General features: G+C 60.2%; 21 protein-coding genes. 16 read left to right on the top strand and 5 right to left on the bottom strand.

From position 1 onward, the window contains the following. Nucleotides 1-91: 91 nt before the first annotated feature. The 16 genes from mraZ to lpxC all read left to right on the top strand — a co-directional run bounded on the left by mraZ (nucleotide 92) and on the right by lpxC (nucleotide 17,894). The gene (gene mraZ / locus ACA061_RS21950; protein WP_042560992.1) at nucleotides 92-547 is read left to right on the top strand and encodes a division/cell wall cluster transcriptional repressor MraZ; all 456 of its coding nucleotides are present in this window, start codon (nucleotides 92-94) and stop codon (nucleotides 545-547) included. After that, a complete protein-coding gene (gene rsmH, locus ACA061_RS21945) occupies nucleotides 544-1,491 on the top strand; it encodes a 16S rRNA (cytosine(1402)-N(4))-methyltransferase RsmH (RefSeq protein WP_390896372.1) in 948 nt (315 codons plus the stop codon). Before mraZ ends, rsmH begins: the two co-directional genes overlap by 4 nt. Continuing rightward, the gene (gene ftsL / locus ACA061_RS21940) at nucleotides 1,488-1,781 is read left to right on the top strand and encodes a cell division protein FtsL (protein WP_150604354.1); all 294 of its coding nucleotides are present in this window, start codon (nucleotides 1,488-1,490) and stop codon (nucleotides 1,779-1,781) included. The genes rsmH and ftsL overlap by 4 nt, the downstream gene beginning before the upstream one ends. Then, nucleotides 1,781-3,520, top strand: a complete 1,740-nt coding sequence (locus tag ACA061_RS21935; protein ID WP_210555058.1) for a peptidoglycan D,D-transpeptidase FtsI family protein — start codon at nucleotides 1,781-1,783, stop codon at nucleotides 3,518-3,520. Before ftsL ends, ACA061_RS21935 begins: the two co-directional genes overlap by 1 nt. Next, nucleotides 3,520-4,983, top strand: a complete 1,464-nt coding sequence (locus ACA061_RS21930; RefSeq protein WP_210700190.1) for a UDP-N-acetylmuramoyl-L-alanyl-D-glutamate--2,6-diaminopimelate ligase — start codon at nucleotides 3,520-3,522, stop codon at nucleotides 4,981-4,983. Before ACA061_RS21935 ends, ACA061_RS21930 begins: the two co-directional genes overlap by 1 nt. After that, nucleotides 4,976-6,343: a UDP-N-acetylmuramoyl-tripeptide--D-alanyl-D-alanine ligase gene (locus tag ACA061_RS21925; RefSeq protein WP_210700191.1), complete on the top strand. Its 1,368-nt coding sequence runs from the start codon at nucleotides 4,976-4,978 to the stop codon at nucleotides 6,341-6,343. The genes ACA061_RS21930 and ACA061_RS21925 overlap by 8 nt, the downstream gene beginning before the upstream one ends. Then, on the top strand, nucleotides 6,343-7,425 hold the full coding sequence (gene mraY, locus ACA061_RS21920) for a phospho-N-acetylmuramoyl-pentapeptide-transferase (RefSeq protein WP_047303084.1): 1,083 nt from the start codon (nucleotides 6,343-6,345) through the stop codon (nucleotides 7,423-7,425). Before ACA061_RS21925 ends, mraY begins: the two co-directional genes overlap by 1 nt. A gap of 5 nt (nucleotides 7,426-7,430) precedes the next feature. Continuing rightward, nucleotides 7,431-8,777 carry a UDP-N-acetylmuramoyl-L-alanine--D-glutamate ligase gene (murD, locus tag ACA061_RS21915; protein WP_210554944.1) on the top strand — a complete coding sequence of 449 codons (1,347 nt, stop codon included), beginning with the start codon at nucleotides 7,431-7,433 and terminating at the stop codon, nucleotides 8,775-8,777. After that, on the top strand, nucleotides 8,774-9,991 hold the full coding sequence (ftsW, locus tag ACA061_RS21910) for a putative lipid II flippase FtsW (RefSeq protein WP_047303079.1): 1,218 nt from the start codon (nucleotides 8,774-8,776) through the stop codon (nucleotides 9,989-9,991). The genes murD and ftsW overlap by 4 nt, the downstream gene beginning before the upstream one ends. Continuing rightward, nucleotides 9,981-11,051, top strand: a complete 1,071-nt coding sequence (gene murG, locus ACA061_RS21905; RefSeq protein ID WP_115148181.1) for an undecaprenyldiphospho-muramoylpentapeptide beta-N-acetylglucosaminyltransferase — start codon at nucleotides 9,981-9,983, stop codon at nucleotides 11,049-11,051. The genes ftsW and murG overlap by 11 nt, the downstream gene beginning before the upstream one ends. Beyond that, complete coding sequence (murC, locus tag ACA061_RS21900; protein ID WP_150592674.1) at nucleotides 11,044-12,504, top strand: UDP-N-acetylmuramate--L-alanine ligase; 1,461 nt, start codon at nucleotides 11,044-11,046, stop codon at nucleotides 12,502-12,504. The genes murG and murC overlap by 8 nt, the downstream gene beginning before the upstream one ends. Continuing rightward, nucleotides 12,501-13,460: a D-alanine--D-alanine ligase gene (locus tag ACA061_RS21895; RefSeq protein ID WP_150604349.1), complete on the top strand. Its 960-nt coding sequence runs from the start codon at nucleotides 12,501-12,503 to the stop codon at nucleotides 13,458-13,460. Before murC ends, ACA061_RS21895 begins: the two co-directional genes overlap by 4 nt. Before the next feature lie 4 nt (nucleotides 13,461-13,464). Next, a complete protein-coding gene (locus ACA061_RS21890) occupies nucleotides 13,465-14,331 on the top strand; it encodes a cell division protein FtsQ/DivIB (protein WP_150604348.1) in 867 nt (288 codons plus the stop codon). Between the two features lie 15 nt (nucleotides 14,332-14,346). Next, nucleotides 14,347-15,606: a cell division protein FtsA gene (gene ftsA / locus ACA061_RS21885; RefSeq protein ID WP_047303071.1), complete on the top strand. Its 1,260-nt coding sequence runs from the start codon at nucleotides 14,347-14,349 to the stop codon at nucleotides 15,604-15,606. 67 nt (nucleotides 15,607-15,673) lie between these two features. Further along, the gene (gene ftsZ / locus ACA061_RS21880) at nucleotides 15,674-16,870 is read left to right on the top strand and encodes a cell division protein FtsZ (protein WP_042560977.1); all 1,197 of its coding nucleotides are present in this window, start codon (nucleotides 15,674-15,676) and stop codon (nucleotides 16,868-16,870) included. Nucleotides 16,871-16,982: 112 nt separating this feature from the next. After that, a complete protein-coding gene (gene lpxC / locus ACA061_RS21875) occupies nucleotides 16,983-17,894 on the top strand; it encodes a UDP-3-O-acyl-N-acetylglucosamine deacetylase (RefSeq protein ID WP_007939852.1) in 912 nt (303 codons plus the stop codon). A 163-nt stretch (nucleotides 17,895-18,057) separates the two neighbouring features. Here lpxC and ACA061_RS21870 read toward each other — a convergent pair whose 3' ends face one another. The 5 genes from ACA061_RS21870 to ACA061_RS21850 all read right to left on the bottom strand — a co-directional run bounded on the left by ACA061_RS21870 (nucleotide 18,058) and on the right by ACA061_RS21850 (nucleotide 23,837). Continuing rightward, nucleotides 18,058-19,563, bottom strand: a complete 1,506-nt coding sequence (locus ACA061_RS21870) for a sensor domain-containing diguanylate cyclase (RefSeq protein WP_497300040.1) — start codon at nucleotides 19,561-19,563, stop codon at nucleotides 18,058-18,060. A gap of 184 nt (nucleotides 19,564-19,747) precedes the next feature. Beyond that, nucleotides 19,748-21,064, bottom strand: coding sequence for an OprD family porin (locus tag ACA061_RS21865; protein ID WP_497300039.1), 1,317 nt, complete (start codon nucleotides 21,062-21,064; stop codon nucleotides 19,748-19,750). Between the two features lie 193 nt (nucleotides 21,065-21,257). After that, nucleotides 21,258-21,479 (bottom strand): hypothetical protein, encoded by a 222-nt coding sequence (locus tag ACA061_RS21860; protein ID WP_115148185.1) that lies wholly within the window; start codon nucleotides 21,477-21,479, stop codon nucleotides 21,258-21,260. A 326-nt stretch (nucleotides 21,480-21,805) separates the two neighbouring features. Then, nucleotides 21,806-23,170: a heavy metal sensor histidine kinase gene (locus ACA061_RS21855; RefSeq protein WP_210700194.1), complete on the bottom strand. Its 1,365-nt coding sequence runs from the start codon at nucleotides 23,168-23,170 to the stop codon at nucleotides 21,806-21,808. Beyond that, complete coding sequence (locus ACA061_RS21850) at nucleotides 23,160-23,837, bottom strand: heavy metal response regulator transcription factor (protein ID WP_090180292.1); 678 nt, start codon at nucleotides 23,835-23,837, stop codon at nucleotides 23,160-23,162. The genes ACA061_RS21855 and ACA061_RS21850 overlap by 11 nt, the downstream gene beginning before the upstream one ends. Between the last annotated feature and the right edge of the window lie 3 nt (nucleotides 23,838-23,840).

Here is a 23,840-nt window from a genome sequence, read left to right as displayed (position 1 = left end):
GGCCGCATTCCTATAGTGTGCACAAGTGGCGGAAAGTGGCATGAAGTGGGTTTTTTGAGCTCAAAACGATAAAAATTGGAGAAACGCAGACGTGTTTCGCGGAGCTAACGCTATCAGTCTCGATGCAAAGGGCCGTCTCGCTATGCCGAGCCGGTACCGTGACGAGCTCGATTCGCGTAGTTCCGGCCAATTGATCGTCACCATTGATGCCGTTGATCCGTGTCTTTGTGTCTACCCGCTCGACGAGTGGGAAATTATTGAAACCAAGTTGCGCGCGCTCCCTTCGCTTCGTGAAGAGAACCGCCGCTTGCAGCGTTTATTGATTGGTAATGCCGTCGACCTCGAGCTCGATGGCAGTGGTCGTTTTCTGGTTCCACCGCGTCTGCGCGAATACGCAAAGCTTGATAAGAAAGCGATGCTGGTGGGCCAACTGAACAAGTTCCAATTGTGGGACGAGGATGCATGGAATGCGGTATCTGCCGCTGACCTTGCTGCCATTCAACAACCGGGCGCGATGCCTGATGAACTGCGTGATTTGATCCTGTGACTATTGATAGCGGCTTTAACCACATCACCGTACTGCTTGACGAAGCCGTCGAGGCTCTCGCCGTACGTCCTGATGGCTGCTATCTGGACGGTACGTTCGGGCGCGGCGGACACAGTCGATTGATCCTCAGCCAGCTCGGGCCGGATGGTCGACTCATCGGGTTCGACAAAGATCCACAAGCGATTGCCACCGGGCAAACGCTAGCGGCCGAAGACGGCCGCTTTGTCGTTGTGCAGCGCAGCTTTGCCGAGCTCGGTTCGGAAATCGCCGAACGCGGTCTGGCCGGCAAGGTCAGCGGCATTCTGCTCGATCTGGGCGTGTCCTCGCCGCAGCTCGATGACGCTGAGCGCGGTTTCAGTTTCCTCAACGACGGCCCGCTGGACATGCGCATGGATCCGTCCCGTGGCATCAGCGCCGCTGAATTCGTCAACACCGCGCCGGCTGAAGAAATCGCCCGGGTGTTCAAGGAATACGGTGAAGAACGTTTCTCCGGTCGCATGGCGCGTGCCGTCGCCGAACGTCGCGATATCAAACCTTTCGAGCGCACCGCCGATCTGGCCGAAGTGCTCAAGGTCGCCAACCCGGCATGGGAAAAGGGCAAGAACCCGGCCACCCGTGCGTTCCAGGGGCTGCGCATTCACGTCAATAACGAATTGGGCGATCTGGAAGCCGGCCTCGAAGCCGCGCTGGAAGCTCTGGAAGTGGGCGGCCGTCTGGTCGTGATCAGCTTCCATTCGCTGGAAGACCGCATCGTCAAGCTGTTCATGCGCAAGCTGGTGAAGGGCGAAGCCGATAACCTGCCGCGCAACCTGCCGGTTCGCCATGTGGCGTTCGAGCCGAAAATCAAAGTCCATGGCAAAGCGCAGACGGCCTCCGACGCCGAACTCAAAGCCAACCCACGTTCCCGTAGCGCCGTCATGCGCGTCGCGGAGAAATTGCGTTGAGCAAGCTTTTCGCCAAGCCACTGCCCGGCGGCAGCTTTTTCATGCTGCTGCTGTTTGTAGGCGTGCTCGTCTCGGCCATCGCTGTGTCGTACAGCGCGCACTGGAACCGCCAGTTGCTGAACAATCTTTATAACGAACTCAGCGTGCGCGACAAGGCGCAGGCCGAGTGGGGCCGCTTGATTCTCGAGCAAAGCACCTGGACCGCGCACAGCCGCATCGAAGTGCTGGCCACCGAACAACTGAAAATGCATATCCCTGGCGCGGCTGACGTGAAGATGGTGGCGCCATGATGAAACTTGAAGGCGCACTGTTCCCGTGGCGCTTCCGCCTGATGGTGGCCCTGCTCGGTTTGATGGTGGCTGCGATCTGCTGGCGCATCATTGACCTGCAAGTGGTTGACCGTGACTTCCTCAAAGGTCAGGGCGATGCGCGCAGTCTTCGTCACATCCCGATTCCTGCTCACCGTGGTCTGATCACCGACCGTAACGGCGAGCCTTTGGCCGTCAGTACCCCGGTGACCACCCTGTGGGCCAACGCCAAGGAAATGCAAACAGCCAAAGAGAAGTGGCCAGCACTGGCCGCCGCGCTGGGTCAGGACCCGAAAGCCCTGACCGAACGCCTTGAGGCGCAGGCCAACAAAGAATTCATTTATCTGGTGCGTGGGCTGACCCCCGAGCAAGGCCAGTCTGTGCTCGACCTGAAAGTGCCGGGCGTCTACGGCATCGAAGAATTCCGCCGGTTTTACCCGGCCGGTGAAGTCACCGCGCACATGGTCGGCTTTACCGACATCGATGATCACGGTCGCGAAGGCGTCGAACTGGCCTACGACGAATGGCTGGCCGGAGTGCCGGGCAAACGACAAGTCATCAAGGATCGGCGCGGTCGGCTGATCAAAGATGTTCAGGTCACCAAAAACGCCAAGGCCGGCAAGCCCTTGGCGTTGTCCATTGACCTGCGCCTGCAATATCTGGCCAACCGCGAGCTGCGTAACGCGATCATCGAGAACGGCGCCAAGGCTGGCAGCCTGGTGATCATGGACGTGAAGACTGGCGAGATCCTCGCCATGGTCAACCAGCCGACCTATAACCCGAACAACCGTCGCAACCTGCAACCGGCGATGATGCGTAACCGCGCGATGATCGACGTGTTCGAACCGGGTTCGACCATGAAAGCCATCTCGATGGCCGCCGCGATCGAAACCGGTCGCTGGAAACCGAGCGATACCGTCGAGGTTTATCCAGGCACGCTGCAGATCGGCAAATACACCATCAAGGACGTTTCCAGGTCCGAAGGTCCGGTGCTCGACCTGACCGGCATCCTGATCAATTCCAGTAACGTCGGCATGAGTAAGGTCGCGTTCGATATCGGCGGCGAAACGATTTTCCGCCTTGCGCAAAAAGTCGGTCTCGGCCAGGACACCGGCCTCGGCTTCCCGGGCGAACGTGTCGGCAACCTGCCGAACTACCGCGATTGGCGCAAGGCCGAAACCGCGACACTGTCCTACGGCTACGGTATTTCCGTAACCGCGATTCAACTGGTTCACGCCTTCTCGGCGCTGGCCAACAACGGTCGCCTCGCACCGTTGACGCTGATCAAAACCGACAAGATGCCGCAGACCACGCAAGTGCTGCCGGAAGCTGTCGCGAAAACCATGCAGGGCATGTTGACCCAGGTGATCGAAGCCCCGCGCGGTGTGTTCCGTGCGCAGGTGCCGGCGTATCACGTGGCGGGCAAGTCGGGTACTGCGCGCAAGACTTCGGTGGGCACCAAGGGCTACGCCGAAAACTCCTACCGTTCGCTGTTCGCCGGCTTCGGCCCGATGAGCGATCCGCGTTACGCCATCGTTGTGGTGATCGATGAGCCAAGCAAGGCCGGTTACTTCGGTGGTCTGGTTTCCGCGCCGGTGTTCAGTCGCGTGATGTCCGGCACCCTGCGCTTGATGAACGTGACCCCGGATAACCTGCCGACCACTCAACAGGCCAACGCCACCCCGGTCGTTCCGCTGAAAGCCAATGGAGGGCGCGGCTGATGTCATTAAGTCTGAACAAGATATTCCCCCACGCCGGCCACGATCTGTTGATCCGTGAATTGGCACTGGATAGCCGTAACGTACGCGCGGGCGACCTGTTTCTCGCGGTGCCGGGCGGCAAATTCGATGGCCGTGCGCACATTGCTGACGCGCTTGCCCGTGGCGCCGCGGCCGTTGCTTATGAAGTCGAAGGCGCCACCGTGCTGCCGATCACGGACGTGCCGCTGATCCCGGTCAAGGGGCTGGCGGCGCAGCTGTCGGACATCGCCGGACGTTTTTACGGTGAGCCGAGCCATCACCTGAATCTGGTGGGCGTAACGGGCACCAACGGTAAAACCAGCGTGACCCAACTGGTCGCGCAAGCGCTGGATCTGCTCGGCCAGCATTGCGGCATTGTCGGCACCCTCGGTTCCGGCTTCTATGGCGCATTGCAAAGTGGTCTGCACACCACGCCGAATCCGATCGCCGTGCAAGCGACTTTGGGCGACCTGAAAAAGGCCGGCGCCAAAGCCGTGGCCATGGAAGTGTCGTCCCACGGTCTGGATCAAGGCCGCGTCACCGCGCTGGCGTTCGACGTCGCCGTGATGACCAACCTGTCCCGCGATCATCTGGATTATCACGGCACGATGGAGGCTTACGCGCAGGCCAAGGCCAAGCTGTTCGCCTGGAATGATCTGAAATGCCGTGTGGTCAACCTCGACGACGATTTCGGCCGGCAACTGGCCGCCGAAAAACGCGAGTCGCGTTTGATCACCTATAGTCTCCTCGACAGCAGCGCTTATCTGTACTGCCGCGAAGCGCAGTTTGACGATCACGGCGTGCGCGCCACATTGGTCACGCCGCAGGGCGAGCATCATCTGCGCAGCACGCTGCTCGGCCGTTTCAACCTGAGCAACGTACTGGCAGCCGTCGGCGCCTTGCTCGGCCTGGATTACGCGCTCGACGAAATTCTCAAGGTACTGCCGAAACTCGAAGGCCCGGCCGGACGCATGCAGCGTCTTGGCGGCGGCACTCAGCCGTTGGTGGTGGTCGATTACGCCCACACCCCGGATGCGCTGGAAAAAGTCCTGACGGCTTTGCGCCCGCACGTCAAAGGCCAGTTGCTGTGCCTGTTCGGCTGCGGCGGTGACCGTGATCGTGGCAAGCGTCCGCTGATGGCCGAAGTGGTCGAGCGTCTGGCCGATCAAGTGGTTGTCACCGATGACAATCCGCGCACCGAAGACCCGGCAGTGATTTTCGATGACATCCGCGCCGGTTTCACGGTTGTGGATAAAGTCACCTTCGTCGCCGGCCGTGGTCAGGCGATTGCGCAATTGATTGCCGACGCTTCGGCGGATGACGTGATCGTTCTGGCCGGTAAAGGTCACGAGGACTATCAGGAAATCAACGGCGAGCGTCATGCCTTCTCTGACCTGGTCGAAGCAGATCACGCGCTGACCGCTTGGGAGGTGGCCCATGCTTAAGGCCCTGACACTCAGCGAGCTGAGCAACGCGCTCGACGCACGCCTGATCAGCTCCGATGCCAGTTTCGACGGCGTGAGCATCGACAGCCGTGGGATTAAACCCGGCCAACTGTTTATTGCCCTGACTGGCCCGCGTTTCGACGGTCATGATTATCTGAACGACGTCGCCGGCAAAGGCGCCGTTGCTGCACTGGTCGAGCGCGAAGTCGCCGACAGCACCCTGCCGCAATTGTTGGTCAAGGACACCCGTCAGGCCCTGGGCCAGTTGGGTGCCTTGAACCGTGCGGCGTTCACTCAGCCAGTGGCTGCCGTGACCGGTTCCAGCGGCAAGACCACGGTCAAGGAAATGCTCGCCAGCATCCTGCGCACGCGCGGTCCGGTGCTGGCAACACGCGGCAACCTGAACAACGACCTCGGCGTTCCGCTGACCCTGATCGAGCTCGCGCCGGAACACACCTCCGCCGTGATCGAACTGGGGGCCTCGCGTCTGGGCGAAATCGCCTACACCGTCGGGCTGACCAAGCCGCACGTAGCGATCCTCAACAACGCCGGTACCGCTCACGTTGGTGAGTTCGGTGGCCCGGAAAAAATCGTCGAAGCCAAAGGCGAAATCATCGAAGGGCTGGCGGCCGATGGCATCGCCGTGCTCAATCTCGACGACAAGGCCTTTGGTATCTGGAAGAGCCGCGCTGCCGGTCGCAAGGTGCTGACCTTCGCCCTGAGCAACACTCAAGCGGACTTCTACGCCAGCGACCTGAGCACTGATGCACGCGGTTGCCCGGCCTTCAATCTGCACACGCCTGAAGGTATGGAGCGCGTTCAACTGAACCTGCTCGGCACCCATAACGTTGCCAACTCCATGGCTGCCGCCGCTGCTGCCCACGCCTTGGGTGTGTCGCTGTTCGGCATCGCCACTGGCCTTGGCGCGGTGCAACCGGTCAAGGGCCGCACCGTCGCGCAATTGGCGAAAAACGGCATGCGCGTGATTGATGACACTTACAACGCAAACCCCACCTCGATGTGCGCGGCCGTTGATATACTCGCCGGCTTTTCCGGCCGCACCGTCCTGGTGCTCGGAGATATCGGCGAGTTGGGCGATTGGGCGGAGCAGGGGCACCGCGACGTGGGCGAGTACGCCCGGGGCAAGGTATCCGCGCTTTACGCAGTTGGACCGAACATGGTTCACGCCGTCAACGCATTCGGTGAGCAGGCGCATCACTTCGGCACACAAGCCGAACTGATCCAGGCCCTGGACGCCGAGCAGGACACAAACACCACTATTTTGATCAAGGGTTCGCGCAGTGCAGCGATGGAAAACATCGTTGCGGCTCTGTGCGGGTCCAGTCTGGAGAAACATTAATGCTGCTGCTGCTAGCGGAGTATCTGCAACAGTTCCACAAAGGCTTCGCGGTCTTTCAGTACCTGACCCTGCGCGGGATCCTCGGTGTGCTGACCGCGCTGGTTTTGTCGCTGTGCTATGGCCCGTGGATGATCCGCACTCTGCAGAACCGTCAGATCGGCCAGTCCGTTCGTAACGACGGTCCGCAATCGCACCTGTCGAAGTCGGGTACACCGACCATGGGTGGCGCGCTGATCCTGTCGTCCATCGGCGTCAGTACTTTGCTCTGGGCTGACCTGAGCAACCGCTATGTCTGGACTGTGTTGCTGGTTACCCTGCTGTTCGGTGCCATCGGCTGGGTCGACGATTACCGCAAAGTCATCGAGAAGAACTCGCGAGGCTTGCCGAGCCGCTGGAAGTATTTCTGGCAGTCGGTGTTTGGTCTGGGCGCGGCGATCTTCCTTTATATGACCGCTTCGACGCCGGTGGAAACCACGCTGATCCTGCCGATGCTCAAGGACTACAGCATTCCGCTGGGCTTCGGTTTCATCGTGCTGACCTACTTCGTGATTGTCGGTTCGAGCAACGCGGTCAACCTCACCGACGGCCTCGACGGTCTGGCGATCATGCCAACCGTGATGGTCGGCGGTGGTCTCGGCATCTTCTGCTACCTGTCGGGTAACGTGAAATTCGCTGAATACCTGTTGATCCCGTATGTACCGGGCGCGGGCGAACTGATTGTGTTCTGCGGTGCGCTGATCGGTGCCGGTCTGGGTTTCCTCTGGTTCAACACCTATCCGGCCCAAGTCTTCATGGGCGACGTTGGCGCACTGGCGCTGGGTGCTGCACTGGGCACCATCGCGGTGATCGTCCGTCAGGAAATCGTCCTGTTCATCATGGGCGGCGTGTTCGTGATGGAAACCCTGTCGGTGGTCATCCAGGTGGCGTCCTTCAAGCTGACCGGTCGCCGCGTATTCCGCATGGCACCGATCCACCACCACTTTGAACTCAAGGGCTGGCCCGAGCCGCGCGTGATCGTCCGTTTCTGGATCATCACCGTGATTCTCGTGCTGGTTGGCCTTGCCACCCTGAAGCTGAGGTAGAACGAGTGTCTCTGATCGCTTCTGACCACTTCCGCATCGTTGTCGGCCTCGGCAAGAGCGGCATGTCCCTGGTTCGCTTCCTGGCGAACCGGGGCACGTCGTTTGCCGTGGCCGATACGCGGGAGAATCCACCGGAACTGGCCACGCTCAAGCGTGACTATCCGCACGTGGAAGTGCGTTGTGGCGAGCTGGACGTCGAATTCCTCTGCCGTGCCGACGAGCTCTACGTGAGCCCCGGCCTGGCGCTGGCGACCCCGGCCCTGCAAGCCGCTGCGGCCCGTGGCGTGAAACTGTCCGGTGACATCGAGCTGTTCGCGCGTAACGCGAAGGCGCCGATTGTGGCCATCAGTGGTTCCAACGCGAAAAGCACGGTCACCACCCTGGTCGGCGAGATGGCGGCTGCGGCCGGCAAGCGTGTGGCGGTGGGCGGCAATCTCGGTACCCCGGCGCTGGATCTGCTCAGCGACGACGTCGAGTTGTACGTGATGGAGTTGTCGAGCTTTCAGCTGGAAACCACCGATCAGCTCAACGCTGAAGTGGCGACCGTGCTGAACATCAGCGAAGACCACATGGATCGCTACAGCGGTCTGCCGGCGTACCACCTGGCCAAGCACCGGATTTTCCGTGGTGCCAAGCAGTTCGTGGTCAATCGTCAGGATGCACTGACCCGTCCGCTGATAGGCGAGGGCCAGCCATGCTGGACGTTCGGCCTGACCAAACCTGATTTCAAGGCATTCGGTATCCGCGAAGAAGATGGCGAGAAGTATCTGGCCTTCGAATTCCAGAACCTGATGCCGGTACGCGAGCTGAAAATTCGTGGCGCGCACAACCAGTCCAACGCACTGGCGGCGCTGGCGCTCGGCCATGCGGTCGGCCTGCCGTTCGACGCGATGCTGGCGGCCCTGCGCACCTTCGCCGGTCTCGAACATCGCTGCCAGTGGGTGCGTGATCTGGACGGCGTCGCTTACTACAACGATTCCAAAGCCACCAACGTTGGCGCCGCACTGGCGGCCATCGAAGGCCTGGGTGCGGACATCGACGGCAAGGTCATTCTGATCGCCGGTGGTGATGGCAAAGGTGCCGAGTTCAACGACCTGCGTGATCCGGTGGCAGCCAACTGCCGTGCCGTGATCCTGATGGGCCGCGACTCCGACAAGATCGGCGCGGCCATCGGCGATGGCGTGCCACTGATTCGCGCAACCTCCCTGGTTGATGCTGTCGCGCAATGCCGCGCTGCCGCCCAACCGGGTGATGTGGTGCTGCTGTCGCCAGCCTGTGCCAGTTTCGACATGTTCAAGAATTATGAAGACCGTGGTCACCAGTTCGTCCGCGCCGTGGAGGAATTGGCATGAACCTGAGAAATATCATCAAGCCGTACCCGTCGCCGCTGATTACCGGACGCGGCATCGATCTCGACTTCCCGATGCTCGCCGGTTGCCTGGCGCTGCTCGGCCTGGGTCTGATCATGATCGCTTCGGCTTCCACCGAAGTGGCGGCCGCGCAGTCGGGCAGTCCGCTGTATTACATGATCCGCCACCTTATCTATGTGGTGCTGGGATTGGGCGCGTGCATCATCACCATGATGATTCCGATCGCCACCTGGCAACGTCTCGGCTGGTTGATGCTGCTCGGCGCATTTGGCCTGCTGATCATGGTGATCATCCCGGGGATCGGCCGTGAGGTTAACGGTTCGATGCGCTGGATCGGTTTCAGCTTCTTCAACGTGCAGCCGTCGGAGATCGCCAAGGTATTCGTGGTGATTTACCTCGCCGGTTATCTTGTGCGTCGCCAGAAAGAAGTGCGCGAGAGCTGGATGGGTTTCTTCAAGCCGTTCATCGTGCTGCTGCCAATGGCCGGCCTGTTGCTGATGGAGCCGGACTTCGGCGCCACCGTAGTGATGATGGGCGCTGCGGCGGCGATGCTGTTCCTTGGCGGGGTCGGCCTGTTCCGCTTCTCGCTGATGGTGGTGTTGGCGGTCGGGGCCGTGGTCCTGTTGATTCAGATGCAGCCGTACCGGATGGCGCGTCTGACCAACTTCGCCGACCCGTGGGCCGACCAGTTCGGTGCCGGTTATCAGTTGTCGCAAGCGCTGATCGCGTTCGGTCGTGGTGAGTGGCTGGGCGTGGGCCTGGGCAACAGCGTGCAGAAGCAGTTCTACCTGCCGGAAGCCCACACCGACTTCGTGTTCTCGGTACTTGCCGAAGAGCTCGGTGCGGTGGGTTCGCTGTGCACCGTCGCACTGTTCGTGTTCGTGTGTATCCGCGGCATGTACATCGGTCTGTGGGCCGAGAAAGCCAAGCAGTTCTTCGCCGCTTATGTTGCATACGGCTTGTCGTTCCTGTGGATTGGTCAGTTCCTGATCAACATCGGTGTGAACGTCGGCCTGCTGCCAACCAAGGGTCTGACCTTGCCGTTCCTCAGTTACGGCGGCAGCTCGTTGGTGATCTGCTGTGCCTGTCTCGGCTTGTTGCTGAGGATCGAGTGGGAGAGTCGAACCCATCTGGGCAGTGAAGAGATGGAATTCCATGAGAGCGACTTCGCCGAGGAGCCGAATCATGGGCGCTAACGTATTGATCATGGCCGGCGGAACCGGCGGCCACGTATTCCCGGCGCTGGCCTGTGCCCGCGAGTTTCAGGCGCGCGGCTATACCGTGCACTGGCTCGGCACCCCACGCGGGATCGAGAACGAACTGGTGCCGGCCGCTGGGCTGGAACTGCACCGGATCAACGCCAGTGGTCTGCGCGGCAAGGGCAAGCTGTCACTGCTCAAGGCACCCTTCATGCTGCTCAAATCGGTCTGGCAGGCGCGGGCGATCATTCGTCGGCTGCGTCCGGTGTGTGTGGTCGGCTTCGGTGGCTACGTGACCGGCCCCGGCGGTCTCGCGGCGAAACTGGCCGGTGTGCCGGTGATCGTTCACGAGCAGAACGCCGTCGCCGGCACCGCCAATCGGTTGCTGGTGCCGTTCGCCGCCCGAGTGTGTGAAGCGTTCCCCGACACCTTTACTCTGTCGGACAGCCGCCGCACCACCGGTAATCCGGTGCGCAGCGAGCTGTTCCTCGAAACACCGCGACCTGCCCTGGCCGGTCGCAAAGCGCGTTTGCTGATCCTGGGCGGAAGCCTGGGCGCAGAACCGTTGAACAAGTTGCTGCCTGAAGCGCTGGCGCAAGTCGCTGCCGATTTGCGTCCGGAAGTGTTCCATCAGGCCGGCAAAAACCACGATGAAGTGACTGCAGAGCGCTACCGCGCCGCCGGCGTGGAAGCGCAGGTGCAGCCGTTCATCAAAGACATGGCCCAGGCCTATGGCTGGGCTGACCTGGTGGTGTGCCGTGCAGGCGCGTTGACCATCAGTGAGCTGGCTGCCGCCGGTCTGCCCTCGATGCTGGTGCCTTTGCCCCACGCAATCGACGATCACCAGACCCGCAACGCCGATTATTTGGCCCGTGAAGGCGCTGCCTTCCTGATGCCGCAAAGAACGACTGGTGCCGCGGACCTTGCCGCGCGCCTGACAGAGGTCTTGATGCAACCGCAACGACTCGAAGAAATGGCCCAAGCGGCCCGCCGTCTGGCGAAACCCGATGCCACCCGTAGCGTGGTCGATACCTGTCTGGAGGTGGTCCATGGTTGAGAATCAGAAAGCCATGCCGCAACCGGAAATGCGCCGCATCCGTCGCATCCACTTCGTCGGTATCGGCGGCGTGGGCATGTGCGGCATCGCTGAAGTGTTGTTGAACCTGGGCTATGAAGTGTCCGGTTCCGACCTGAAAGCCTCGCCGGTCACTGAGCGTCTGGAATCGTTCGGCGCGAAGATCTTCATCGGCCACCGTGCCGAGAACGCCGCTGCCGCCGATGTGCTGGTGGTGTCGAGCGCCGTCAACACCTCCAACCCGGAAGTCGCGACCGCACTGGAACGCCGCATCCCGGTGGTACCACGCGCCGAAATGCTCGCTGAGCTGATGCGCTATCGCCACGGCATCGCCGTTGCCGGTACCCACGGCAAAACCACCACGACCAGCCTGATCGCGTCTGTGTTCGCCGCCGGTGGTCTCGATCCGACGTTCGTTATCGGTGGGCGTCTGAACGCTGCCGGCACCAACGCGCAACTCGGCACCAGCCGTTACCTGATTGCCGAAGCCGATGAAAGCGATGCGAGCTTCCTGCACTTGCAGCCGCTGGTGGCCGTGGTCACCAACATCGACGCCGATCACATGGCGACCTACGGCGGTGACTTCAACATACTGAAGAAAACCTTCGTCGAATTCCTGCACAACCTGCCGTTCTACGGTTTGGCGGTGATGTGCCTGGACGATCCGGTGGTGCGCGAAATCCTGCCACTGGTCAAACGTCCGACCGTGACTTACGGCTTCAGTGAAGACGCCGACATTCGTGCGATCAACGTGCGCCAGCAAGGCATGCAGACCTTCTTCACCGTGCTGCGTCCTGATCGCGAGCCGCTGGATGTATCGGTGAACATGCCGGGCAACCACAACGTGCTCAATTCGTTGGCAACCATCTGCATCGCCACCGACGAGGGCGTCAGCGATGAAGCCATCGTTCAGGGCCTGTCGGGCTTCCAGGGCGTGGGTCGTCGCTTCCAGGTCTACGGCGAACTGCCGGTGGACGGTGGCAGCGTGATGCTGGTCGATGACTACGGCCACCATCCGACCGAAGTCGCAGCCGTGATCAAAGCCGTACGTGGTGGCTGGCCGGAGCGCCGTCTGGTGATGGTTTACCAGCCGCACCGTTACAGCCGCACCCGCGATCTGTACGACGACTTCGTCAATGTACTGGCTGACGCCAACGTGCTGCTGCTGATGGAAGTCTATCCGGCCGGCGAAGAACCGATCCCGGGCGCCGACAGCCGCAAGCTGTGCAACAGCATTCGGCAGCGCGGTGCACTCGACCCGATCTACATCGAGCGTGGCGTCGATCTGGCGCCGCTGGTCAAGCCGCTGTTGCGCGCCGGCGACATCCTGCTGTGCCAGGGCGCTGGTGATATCGGCGGTCTCGCGCCGAAGCTGTTGAAAAGTGAATTGTTCGCTGGCGCCGTGGCTGCGCCGGTCGAGGGGAAGTTGAAATGACTGCTGCCTACGCCAATCTGTTCTCCACCATTGCGCCGAAAGACTTCGGCCGCGTCGCCGTGCTGTTCGGTGGCCTGAGTGCCGAGCGTGAGGTTTCGTTGAAATCCGGTAACGCCGTGCTCGCGGCGCTGCAAAGCGCTGGTGTGGACGCGTTCGGCATCGATGTCGGCGACGATATTCTGCAGCGTCTGCTCAGCGAAAAAATCGACCGCGCGTTCATCATTCTCCACGGTCGTGGCGGTGAAGACGGCTCCATGCAGGGCCTGCTCGAAGTGGCGGGCATTCCGTACACCGGCAGCGGCATTCTGGCTTCCGCACTGGCGATGGACAAACTTCGCACCAAGCAGGTCTGGCACAGCCTCGGGATTCCGACGCCGCGTCACGCCGTGCTGTGCAGCGAAGCCGATTGTATTTCGGCAGCGACGGAACTGGGCTTCCCTTTGATCGTCAAACCGGCGCATGAAGGTTCAAGTATCGGGATGGCCAAAGTGAGTTCTGCGTCCGAGTTGATCGACGCATGGAAAGCGGCCAGTACCTACGATTCGCAAGTGTTGGTCGAGCAATGGATTCAAGGTCCGGAGTTCACCATCGCCACCCTGCGTGACCAGGTGTTGCCTCCAATCGCCCTGGGTACACCGCACACGTTCTACGACTACGACGCCAAGTACATCGCCAACGATACCCAGTACCGCATTCCGTGCGGGCTGGATGCCGCCAAAGAGCAGGAACTCATGGAACTCACGGCCAAGGCCAGTGAGGCGTTGGGTATCGCCGGTTGGGGCAGGGCAGACGTGATGCAGGACGCCGACGGGCAGTTCTGGTTCCTGGAAGTGAACACCGCACCGGGCATGACCGATCACAGTCTGGTGCCGATGGCGGCCCGTGCTGCCGGTCTGGATTTCCAGCAACTGGTACTGGCCATTCTGGCTGCCAGCGTTCAAGAGTCGAGAGGTTAAGAGCATGCAAGGCGCTCAGCTCAGACATCAGCCACCCGCACCCGGCCGCAAGCCGGTGCCGCGGGGTGCCAGCCGAATGGTGGCCAAAGAGCCGATGTCCGCGCGCCTGCCAAAAGCCAACTTCGGTTTTGTGAAAAGCCTGTTCTGGCCAGTGCTGCTGGTGGTGCTCGGGTTCGGTACTTATGAAGGTGCGCAGCGGTTGCTGCCGTACGCCGACCGGCCGATCACCAAGATCGCCGTGCAGGGCGACCTGAGCTACATCAGCCAGCAAGCGGTGCAGCAGCGAATCGCCCCGTTCGTCGCGTCGAGCTTCTTCACCATCGACCTGGCCAGCATGCGCAAAGAGCTTGAGCAAATGCCCTGGATTGCCCACGCCGAAGTGCGTCGGGTGTGGCCGGATCAAGTGGTGATCCGCCTCGAAGAGCAACTGCCGGTAGCGCGTTGGGGCGACGAGTCATTGCTCAACAACCAAGGCCAGGCGTTTACGCCCAGGGAGCTGGCGAACTACGAACACCTGCCACAGCTGTTCGGCCCACAACGGGCTCAGCAGCAAGTGATGCAGCAATACCAGGTGCTGAGCCAGATGCTCCGGCCTATGGGCTTCTCGATTGCACGCCTGGAATTGCGTGAGCGAGGTAGCTGGTTCCTGACCACCGGTGCCGGCAGTTCCGGCCCCGGCATCGAGTTGCTGCTGGGACGCGGCAACCTCGTGGAAAAGATGCGCCGCTTTATCGCCATCTATGACAAGACGCTCAAAGAACAGATTACGAACATTGCGCGCATCGATCTGCGCTACGCCAACGGCCTTGCTGTTGGCTGGCGGGAACCAGTAGCGCCGACGGCAGCCCAACCCGCTGTCGCAAAGAATTAAGAAGAGGCAGGACCCATGGCAAACGTGCAAAGCGGCAAAATGATCGTCGGTCTGGATATCGGCACCTCCAAGGTGGTGGCGCTGGTAGGCGAGGTCTCGGACGACGGCACGCTGGAAATCGTCGGTATCGGTACACATCCGTCCCGCGGCCTGAAAAAAGGCGTGGTGGTGAATATCGAGTCCACCGTGCAATCGATCCAGCGCGCGATCGAAGAAGCCCAATTGATGGCGGGCTGCCGCATTCACTCGGCGTTCGTCGGCGTGGCGGGTAATCACATCCGCAGCCTGAACTCCCACGGCATCGTTGCGATTCGTGATCGCGAAGTCAGCTCGGCCGACCTTGAGCGCGTGCTCGACGCCGCTCAGGCTGTCGCGATCCCGGCTGATCAGCGCGTGCTGCACACCCTGCCGCAGGATTACGTGATCGATAACCAGGAAGGCGTTCGCGAACCTCTGGGCATGTCTGGCGTACGTCTGGAAGCCAAGGTTCACGTGGTCACCTGCGCCGTCAACGCCGCACAGAACATTGAAAAATGCGTGCGCCGCTGCGGTCTGGAAATCGACGACATCATTCTTGAGCAACTGGCGTCCGCGTATTCGGTGCTGACCGATGACGAGAAAGAGCTGGGCGTGTGCCTGGTCGACATCGGCGGCGGTACCACCGACATCGCAATATTCACCGAAGGCGCGATCCGCCACACGGCCGTGATCCCGATTGCCGGTGATCAGGTGACCAACGACATCGCCATGGCGTTGCGCACCCCGACCCAGTACGCCGAAGAAATCAAGATCCGTTACGCCTGCGCCCTGGCCAAACTGGCTGGCGCCGGCGAAACCATCAAGGTGCCAAGCGTTGGCGACCGTCCACCGCGTGAACTGTCGCGTCAGGCCCTGGCCGAAGTGGTCGAGCCGCGTTACGACGAACTGTTCACCCTGATTCAGGCCGAACTGCGTCGCAGCGGCTACGAAGACCTGATCCCGGCCGGCATCGTCCTGACCGGCGGTACGTCGAAGATGGAAGGCGCCACTGAGCTTGCCGAAGAAATCTTCCACATGCCGGTACGCCTCGGTGTCCCGCACGGTGTGAAAGGTCTGGATGACGTGGTGCGTAACCCGATTTATTCCACTGGCGTTGGCTTGTTGATGTACGGCCTGCAAAAGCAGTCCGACGGAGTTTCGTTCTCCGGCATCGGCAGCCGCGACAGCTACAGCAGCGAAGAGCCTCAGGCGCCGCTGCTCGACCGACTGAAAAAGTGGGTCCAGGGCAATTTCTAAAGATTTACCGCAACACCGCAACAAAAAGCAGTAGGCGAAAAAACTAGAGAATGTAAGGAGAGGGAAAATGTTCGAACTCGTAGACAACATCCCCGCAAGCCCGGTAATCAAAGTTATCGGTGTTGGCGGTGGCGGCGGCAACGCTGTCAATCACATGGTCAAGAGCAACATCGAAGGCGTTGAATTCATCTGCGCCAACACTGATGCTCAAGCGCTGAAATCCATCGGCGCGCGGACCATCCTGCAACTGGGCACCGGCGTGACCAAAGGTCTCGGCGCTGGCGCCAACCCTGAAGTAGGTCGTCAGGCCGCTCTCGAAGACCGTGAGCGCATTGCCGAAGTCCTGCAGGGCACCAACATGGTGTTCATCACCACGGGCATGGGCGGCGGTACCGGTACCGGTGCTGCGCCGATCATCGCCGAAGTGGCCAAGGAAATGGGCATTCTGACCGTCGCGGTCGTGACTCGTCCGTTCCCGTTCGAAGGCCGCAAGCGCATGCAGATCGCCGACGAAGGTATCCGTCTGCTGTCTGAAAGCGTTGACTCGTTGATCACCATTCCCAACGAGAAGCTGCTGACCATCCTCGGTAAAGACGCGAGCCTGCTGTCGGCTTTCGCCAAGGCTGACGATGTACTGGCCGGTGCCGTTCGCGGTATCTCCGACATCATCAAGCGTCCGGGCATGATCAACGTCGACTTCGCCGACGTACGTACCGTGATGAGCGAAATGGGCATGGCGATGATGGGCACTGGCTGCGCCAGCGGTCCGAACCGTGCACGTGAAGCCACCGAAGCAGCAATTCGCAACCCGCTGCTGGAAGACGTGAACCTGCAAGGCGCACGCGGCATTCTGGTGAACATCACCGCCGGTCCTGACCTGTCCCTGGGTGAGTACTCCGACGTGGGTAGCATCATCGAAGCCTTCGCATCCGAACACGCCATGGTCAAGGTCGGTACCGTTATCGATCCGGACATGCGTGACGAGCTGCACGTCACCGTAGTTGCCACCGGTCTGGGCGCGAAAATCGAGAAGCCTGTGAAGGTCATCGACAACACCGTTCACACGTCCATGGCTGCTTCTCAGGTTCAGCAACCGGCTCCGTCCCGTCAGGAAGCGCCAGCGGTGAACTACCGTGATCTGGATCGTCCGACCGTCATGCGCAACCAGGCTCAGGCCGGTGCTGCGGCTGCCGCGAAGATGAATCCGCAAGATGACCTGGACTACCTGGACATCCCGGCTTTCCTGCGTCGTCAGGCCGATTGATGGAATGTATCAGGGCTATGAAGGTGATTGGTGTTCAGCAAAGGCTCGGTCTGCTATTATCGCCAGCCTTTGTTGATACCAGTTCGCAATTTGCGCTGAAGCGGCCCAAGCCATGATTAAACAACGCACACTGAAAAATATTATCCGTGCCACAGGTGTAGGCCTGCACTCCGGTGAGAAGGTCTATCTGACCCTCAAGCCTGCGCCTGTCGACACTGGCATTGTGTTTTGTCGCGCTGACCTCGACCCTGTGGTGCAGATTCCTGCCCGCGCGGAAAACGTCGGTGAAACCACTATGTCGACGACGCTGGTAAACGGCGACGTCAAAGTGGACACGGTAGAGCACTTGCTCTCGGCCATGGCTGGCCTGGGCATCGATAACGCCTACGTCGAGCTCTCCGCGTCCGAAGTCCCGATCATGGATGGCAGCGCTGGACCCTTCGTATTCCTGATTCAATCGGCTGGCCTGGAAGAACAGGACGCCGCCAAGAAATTCATCCGCATCCTGCGTGAAGTGACAGTGGAAGACGGCGACAAGCGCGCCACTTTCGTCCCTTTCGAAGGGTTCAAGGTGAGCTTCGAGATCGATTTCGATCACCCGGTTTTCCGGGACCGCACCCAAAGTGCAAGCGTGGATTTTTCCAGCACTTCGTTCGTAAAAGAAGTCAGCCGCGCCCGTACTTTCGGTTTCATGAGTGATATCGAGTACCTGCGCAAGCACAACCTCGCACTCGGCGGCAGCGTTGAAAACGCAATCGTGGTCGATGCCGATGGCGTACTGAACGAAGACGGTCTTCGCTATGAAGACGAATTCGTGAAGCACAAAATCCTCGATGCCATTGGCGATCTGTACCTGCTGGGCAATAGCCTGATTGGTGAGTTCAAAGGCTTCAAGTCCGGTCATGCACTGAACAACCAGCTGCTGCGCAAATTGATTGAGCAGACAGATGCGTGGGAAGTGGTGACGTTCGAAGACGCCAGTACCGCACCTATCTCTTACATGCGCCCTGTTGCGGCGGTGTAAGTAAAAAACCTCTCTAGTTTTTTGAAGGCCATCCTCGGATGGCCTTTTTTTATGCCTTTTTAAAAGATCAAAAGATCGTCCGATCGCGGCCCGAGCCTGCGGCAGCTCCTACAGGGAGCGCATTCCAAATGTAGGAGCTGCCGCAGGCTGCGATCTTTTGATCTTAAGAGACAACCACCCGATTGCGCCCACCTTCCTTGGCCTGATACAACGCCTTGTCCGCCGCGAACAGCAACTGCTCCAGCGTCATCTCGCTCGCCGTCGTCCAAGAGGCGATGCCGATACTCACTGTCATCGGCAACTCAGCCCCATCGACCAACGGCAACTGCTCCACTGCCTGACGAATATGCTCGGCAATCAGCTGCGCGCCCGTACTGTCGGTCTCGGCAAGAATCACCGAAAACTCCTCGCCGCCGTAACGCGCCACCAGATCCGCCGGGCGTCGCACGTTTGCCGTGATTACTTTGGCCAATTCGCGCAACGCCTGATCCCCGGCCTGATGCCCATGCCGGTCGTTGAACGCCTTGAAGTGATCGGCGTCGATCATCATCACCGACAGCGGTTGGCCCGAGCGCTGGGCGCGGAACCATTCATGGCGCAGCGACTGATCGAGCATCCGCCGGTTGGCCACCCCGGTGAGCGCATCGGTGGCGGCCAATTGCGCCAGTTCGTGTTCGGCCCGTTGACGCAGGCGCAGTTCACGGACGAGCAGCCAGGTCAGCCAAAGCAAGCCAAGGCACAGCACACCGGTGGCGCCACTGATCAGTATTGCGGTGCGGCGCCAAGCGGCGAATACCTCGTTGCTGGACAGCGCGACGATCACGGTCAGCGGCAGGTTACCGACTCGCGAATAGGTGTAGAGCCGCTGCTGATAATCGATGCTCGACGTGCTGGTAAAACTGCCGTTACCACTTCTGTCGTTCAGAATCCGCACCACGTTGGGACGGTTGCCAAAGCTTTTACCGACGGAGTCGCTTTGCAGGTACGGCTTCTGCGCAAGCAACACGCCATCGTTGTCGATGATGTTCAGTGTGCTGTCATTGCCGATGTCGAGGCTGTTGAATAGTTGGTCGAAGTAATCGAGCTTCAACGATGCCACGGCCACGCCAATGAACTCGCCGGTGTCTGAGGAAATACGTCGACTGAAGCTGAGGCGCCATTGATTGGCCTCGTCGCAGTCGCAGCGGGTCTTGAAAGGTCGGCTGATAAACATGCCGACATCGCGGTTGAAAGCATGGGCGAGGAAGTAATCGCGGTCAGCGAAGTTGCCCGGCTTCGGCACGAGCTGAGATGAGTCGGCAACCACATTGCCGAGCTTGTCGAGCAACAGAATGTCGCCCTTGAAGCGTGCAGTGGTCGAGCGGTCGAACAGCGCCAGATGGCGGATCTGCGGGGTCAGGTCACGCAGGTCATCACGCTGCGAAGTGGCGATCAGGCCTTGCAGCGTCAGGTCGTACAACTCGACAGTGCGCAGAACATCGGCGTCGATCAACTGGGCGATGGTGGTCGCGCTGCGGGTGGCTGACTCCTGAGCGCTGGCGTGCTCACGAATCAACAGGAAAGTGACGATGCACACAATAGCGATCACGCTCAGCAGGCTGCCGAAAATCAAAAGCAGCTCGGGGCGTCCGGTCTTGCCCGCAACAGGTGGGGTACGGCTCGCGATCATGGTGGGGTTATCGGTTGGGGGATCTTATGAGAGTAGTTGCACAAACAAAGGATTAACTGTGGAGAGCTTGCTGTTTCGCCACTGTAGGAGCTGCCGAAGGCTGCGATCTTTTGATTTTCAAGAGAAAGATCAACAGATCGCAGCCTTCGGCAGCTCCTACATGTCCAGTGTTAACTGACTGATCTTAGAAGACGTTGATCGGGTAGTCGACGATCACGCGATATTCATCTGCGTCCGAATCAATCACGCCATAACCGTTGCCAACGCGATGTGTCGCCCATTGCAGACGCACCGCCAGGTCTTTCGCCTGGCCGCTTTGTACGACGTACTTCAAGTCGAGATCGCGTTCCCAGTGCTTGGCGTTGCCACCGTCGGCGCTGTACCAATTGGAATACCCCACGCTGCTCGGGTCAGCCTTGGTCAAATCAACCGTCCCCCGCGAGTAGGACACTGCCGAAGTCAGCCCCGGCACGCCGACACCGGCGAAGTCGTAGGCATACTTGAGTTTCCACGAACGCTCGTTCGGGCCGTTGAAGTCCGAGTATTGCTGGGAGTTGTCGAGGTAAACGCTGTCGCCCTGGCTGATGTAGTCGAACGGCGTGTTGCCGTTGACCCGCTGGTAAGCGGCCGTGACGCTATGGCTGCCGATGCCGACGGTGAAATGCAGGCTGTAGGTGTTGTTGTCGATGTCGCCGAGCAGCGCATCGCCGGTGTCTTGGGTGTGATAGAAGTGCAGGCCCGGGTTAAGGCTGACCAGGTCGTTCAACTGCCAGGTGTAATCCAGGTCGTAGTAATACTGGTTCCAGATGTCCTTGAGCTCGGACGCGTAGAGGCTGCTGGTCAAGCCTTCGACACCGCTCCAGGACGCGCCGGCCCAGTTCAGGTGATGACTATCGTCGCCATCTGCCAGGGTGCCGTACGAGGTGCCGATGCGCGTGTGGCCGCTCTGATTGTAAGGTTTGGTGAAACTGGCCTGGCCACCTTCGATCAACCAGCCGTCGAAGCTATGGTTGGTCAGGCTGACGCCACGGAACGTCTGCGGCAGCATGCGCGTGTCTCCGCCGGCAATCACCGGGTTGGTGAGAAACAGATCACCAGCCTTCAATTCGGTGTCGAACGCACGCATTTTCAAAGTGCCGCCGGCTGTTGAAAACGACCCCGGTGCCTTGCCGTTGCCATCGCTGATCGGCAGGATGCTGGAGCCGTCCGTACCGCCACCGCCGTCGAGTTTCAGCCCGAGCATGGCGTGGGCATCAATGCCGAAACCGACTGTGCCTTGGGTGTAACCCGACTGAAATACCCCGAGAAAGCCCTGGCCCCACTCGATGTTGTCGTCCGCTTTCTGCAGACGGTTGCGATTCATGTAGTAGTTGCGGGCGTTGAGGTTGAGGCTTGAGCCTTCGATAAACCCTTCTGGCGCGGGCTCATCAGCGTGAACGGCGGGGGCAATCGTTGCGGCAATTGCAATGAACAGTGGAGTGAAACGGACTGGGTAACGCACGTGCGGTAGAGCTCCTTGGGTCAACGGCACCTCAATATTCCGAGGCGCGAAATGTTTCTTGTTGTAAAAGACGCACCAAACAGCTTTCAGACCACAACGAAAAAAGGCCGCTGAAAGGCAGCGGCCTGGAATGACGACGGTTGAACGGGAAGAGCCAAACAACCGCGTCGAGGGAAACGGAGCGGTGTGCGACTCAGCTGTCTTTCTCGGAGGCCTGAGTCTGGGCTGCTGCAGCCTGAGGTGTCTGCGTCGCGTCTTTGGCCTTGGCCATCATTTCTGTCTGATGCTGGTCGTACGCCTGGGCCCGAGCGCTGTTGTGCGCAACGAAGGCCTGGGACTCTTCAGCCATCGCCATCGGCGACAGGATCAATGAGGACAAAACGAAAGCGCTGGCAATACCCATACTGTTGGACATCTTGAAAACCTTCTTGCTTGGCAAGTGCTGTTTGGTGCGGGCAAAGATAAGGTTGCCGGGGGTTTGGAAACAGCGTGATTTTCATAAATGACTGTTACAGCAGAGGCAAAAATCTTTCAGACTGGGCGCGAACTTGTGGCGAGGGGATTTATCCCCGATGGGCTGCGAAGCAGCCCTGAATTCTTTGTGCAGGTTGTGTCAGGAATACCGCGATCGCTGGCTTTGGGGCCGCTTCGCAGCCCATCGGGGATAAATCCCCTCACCACAAAAGCTTCCTCACTCCAAACCACTGCCGCAGGGATTTGCCTGCACTGGGGGGCTAAGCGTCAGACAGGGAGGTGAATCCCAAAGGTATTCATCCCCCGATCACTGCGCACAAACACATCCCCACCATGCATCAGCGCAATCGCTTTCACGATCGCCAGCCCCAGCCCATGGTTATTGCCACTGTTGCTGCGCGAAGCATCCACTCGATAAAAGCGCTCGAACAACCGCGGCAAGTGCTCGCTGGCAATCGGCAACCCGGGGTTGGCCACGCCAATGCTGACTAGCTGTTCTTCCACCTCGATCCGCACCTCGATCACCTGACCTGGCCCGGTGTGTTGCACCGCATTGCTCAGCAAATTGATCAATGCCCGACGCAAATGCGCGACCTCGATCTGCACCTGCGCATCGCCACTGACCTGCACCTGAACCTGCGCGTCTTCCAGGATGAAATCCAGATACTCCAGCGTCGTCGCCACTTCATCGGCCAGCGACGTCGAAGTCAGTTTGGTCGCCTTGTTGCCCTGATCGGCACTGGCCAGAAACAGCATGTCGTTGATGATCGAACGCAGCCGCTCCAGCTCTTCGAGATTGGATTGCAGCACTTCAAAGTAATGTTCCGCCGAACGTCCGCGCGTCAGTGCCACCTGGGTCTGGCCGATGAGATTGGTCAGCGGCGAACGCAGTTCGTGCGCCACGTCGGCGTTGAACGACTCCAGTCGCGAATAGGCCATTTCGACCCGTTCCAGCGTCGAGTTGAACGAGTCGACAAACTGCTCCAGCTCCGGCGGCAACGGTGACAGCCGCAAGCGACCGGCCCGTAACGGCGGGGCCAGACGCTGCGCTTCGTGGGACAGTTTGATCAGCGGTTTGAGGCCGATCCGTGCCACCCAATACCCCAGCGCCGAGGCCAGCAGCACGCCGACAATCGCCAGGCTGATCAAGGCGATCAGCAGGTTGTGCTGGGTCTCGTGAAACGTCTCGGTGTCGATACCGATCATGAAGCGCAGCGGCGGGCGCTGATCCTTGGCCGGCAGTTCAGTCAACAGCACTTTCAGTGGATAAGCACGCTCCGGCAGCTGCAAGTCATGCATCCCCAGCGGCCCTTGGGCGAAGGCGCGGATCCGTGAATCCGGCGCACCGTATTCGTAACCCGGATCACCACTCACCACCCAGAAACGAATGCGCTTGTCCTCTTCGCCGAGCAGTTTCAACTTGGCGTTGATCTTCACCCAATGCTCCGGGGTGCCGAAGCGATTGAGTGCCGATTCGAGCACGCTGTAGCGCGCTTCCAGTTCGGCTTCCGGTAACAAGCCCAAACCTTTATCGACCTGCTGATACAGCGCGCCGCCGATCAACAGAAACACCAGCAGCGCCACCAAGGTGAACATTCCGCTCAGGCGCAGGGCAATGGAATTACTGGACACCACGACTCTCCAGCACATAACCCATGCCACGAATGGTGTGCAGCAGTTTCTCGTCGAACGGTCCGTCGAGCTTGGCGCGCAAGCGTTTGATCGCCACCTCGACGACGTTGGCATCGCTGTCGAAATTGATGTCCCAGACCATTTCGGCGATGGCGGTTTTCGAGAGGATTTCACCCTGGCGGCGGGCGAGGACGCTGAGCAACGAGAACTCCTTGGCGGTCAGGTCCAGCCGCGTGCCGGCGCGAGTCGCCTTGCGGCTGATCAGATCTATCCACAGGTCGGCGATGCTCACCTGTACCGGCTCATGCCCGCCACTGCGCCGGGTCAGCGCTTGCAGACGCGCGACCAGTTCGAGGAAGGAAAACGGTTTGCCGAGGTAATCATCAGCACCGTCGCGCAAGCCTTTGATTCGGTCTTCGACGCGTTCACGGGCGGTGAGCATGATCACCGGGGTTTGCTTGCGCGCACGCAATGCGCGCAGCACGCCGAAGCCGTCGAGGCCCGGCAACATGACGTCGAGGACGATCACCGCGTAGTCGCTTTCCAGCGCCAGGTGCAGGCCTTCGATGCCGTCACGGGCCAGGTCCACGGTGTAACCCTGTTCCGTCAGACCGCGGTGCAGATAGTCCGCGGTTTTTTCCTCGTCTTCGATAATCAGAACGCGCATGAC

Source organism: Pseudomonas sp. LBUM1668 (genome assembly GCF_059695715.1).
Note: the sequence above shows the minus strand (reverse complement) of the source record. Positions and strands in the feature narration are given on the sequence as shown.

Excerpts from the sequence above, each read along its gene's own strand:
- ACA061_RS21935 (WP_210555058.1), top strand. The coding sequence starts at position 1,781 with ATGAAACTTGAAGGCGCACTGTTCCCGTGGCGCTTCCGCCTGATGGTG.
- ACA061_RS21930 (WP_210700190.1), top strand. The coding sequence starts at position 3,520 with ATGTCATTAAGTCTGAACAAGATATTCCCCCACGCCGGCCACGATCTG.
- ACA061_RS21925 (WP_210700191.1), top strand. The coding sequence starts at position 4,976 with ATGCTTAAGGCCCTGACACTCAGCGAGCTGAGCAACGCGCTCGACGCA.
- mraY (WP_047303084.1), top strand. The coding sequence starts at position 6,343 with ATGCTGCTGCTGCTAGCGGAGTATCTGCAACAGTTCCACAAAGGCTTC.
- ftsW (WP_047303079.1), top strand. The coding sequence starts at position 8,774 with ATGAACCTGAGAAATATCATCAAGCCGTACCCGTCGCCGCTGATTACC.
- murG (WP_115148181.1), top strand. The coding sequence starts at position 9,981 with ATGGGCGCTAACGTATTGATCATGGCCGGCGGAACCGGCGGCCACGTA.
- murC (WP_150592674.1), top strand. The coding sequence starts at position 11,044 with ATGGTTGAGAATCAGAAAGCCATGCCGCAACCGGAAATGCGCCGCATC.
- ACA061_RS21895 (WP_150604349.1), top strand. The coding sequence starts at position 12,501 with ATGACTGCTGCCTACGCCAATCTGTTCTCCACCATTGCGCCGAAAGAC.
- ACA061_RS21890 (WP_150604348.1), top strand. The coding sequence starts at position 13,465 with ATGCAAGGCGCTCAGCTCAGACATCAGCCACCCGCACCCGGCCGCAAG.
- ftsA (WP_047303071.1), top strand. The coding sequence starts at position 14,347 with ATGGCAAACGTGCAAAGCGGCAAAATGATCGTCGGTCTGGATATCGGC.
- ftsZ (WP_042560977.1), top strand. The coding sequence starts at position 15,674 with ATGTTCGAACTCGTAGACAACATCCCCGCAAGCCCGGTAATCAAAGTT.
- lpxC (WP_007939852.1), top strand. The coding sequence starts at position 16,983 with ATGATTAAACAACGCACACTGAAAAATATTATCCGTGCCACAGGTGTA.
- ACA061_RS21870 (WP_497300040.1), bottom strand. The coding sequence starts at position 19,563 with ATGATCGCGAGCCGTACCCCACCTGTTGCGGGCAAGACCGGACGCCCC.
- ACA061_RS21860 (WP_115148185.1), bottom strand. The coding sequence starts at position 21,479 with ATGTCCAACAGTATGGGTATTGCCAGCGCTTTCGTTTTGTCCTCATTG.
- ACA061_RS21850 (WP_090180292.1), bottom strand. The coding sequence starts at position 23,837 with ATGCGCGTTCTGATTATCGAAGACGAGGAAAAAACCGCGGACTATCTG.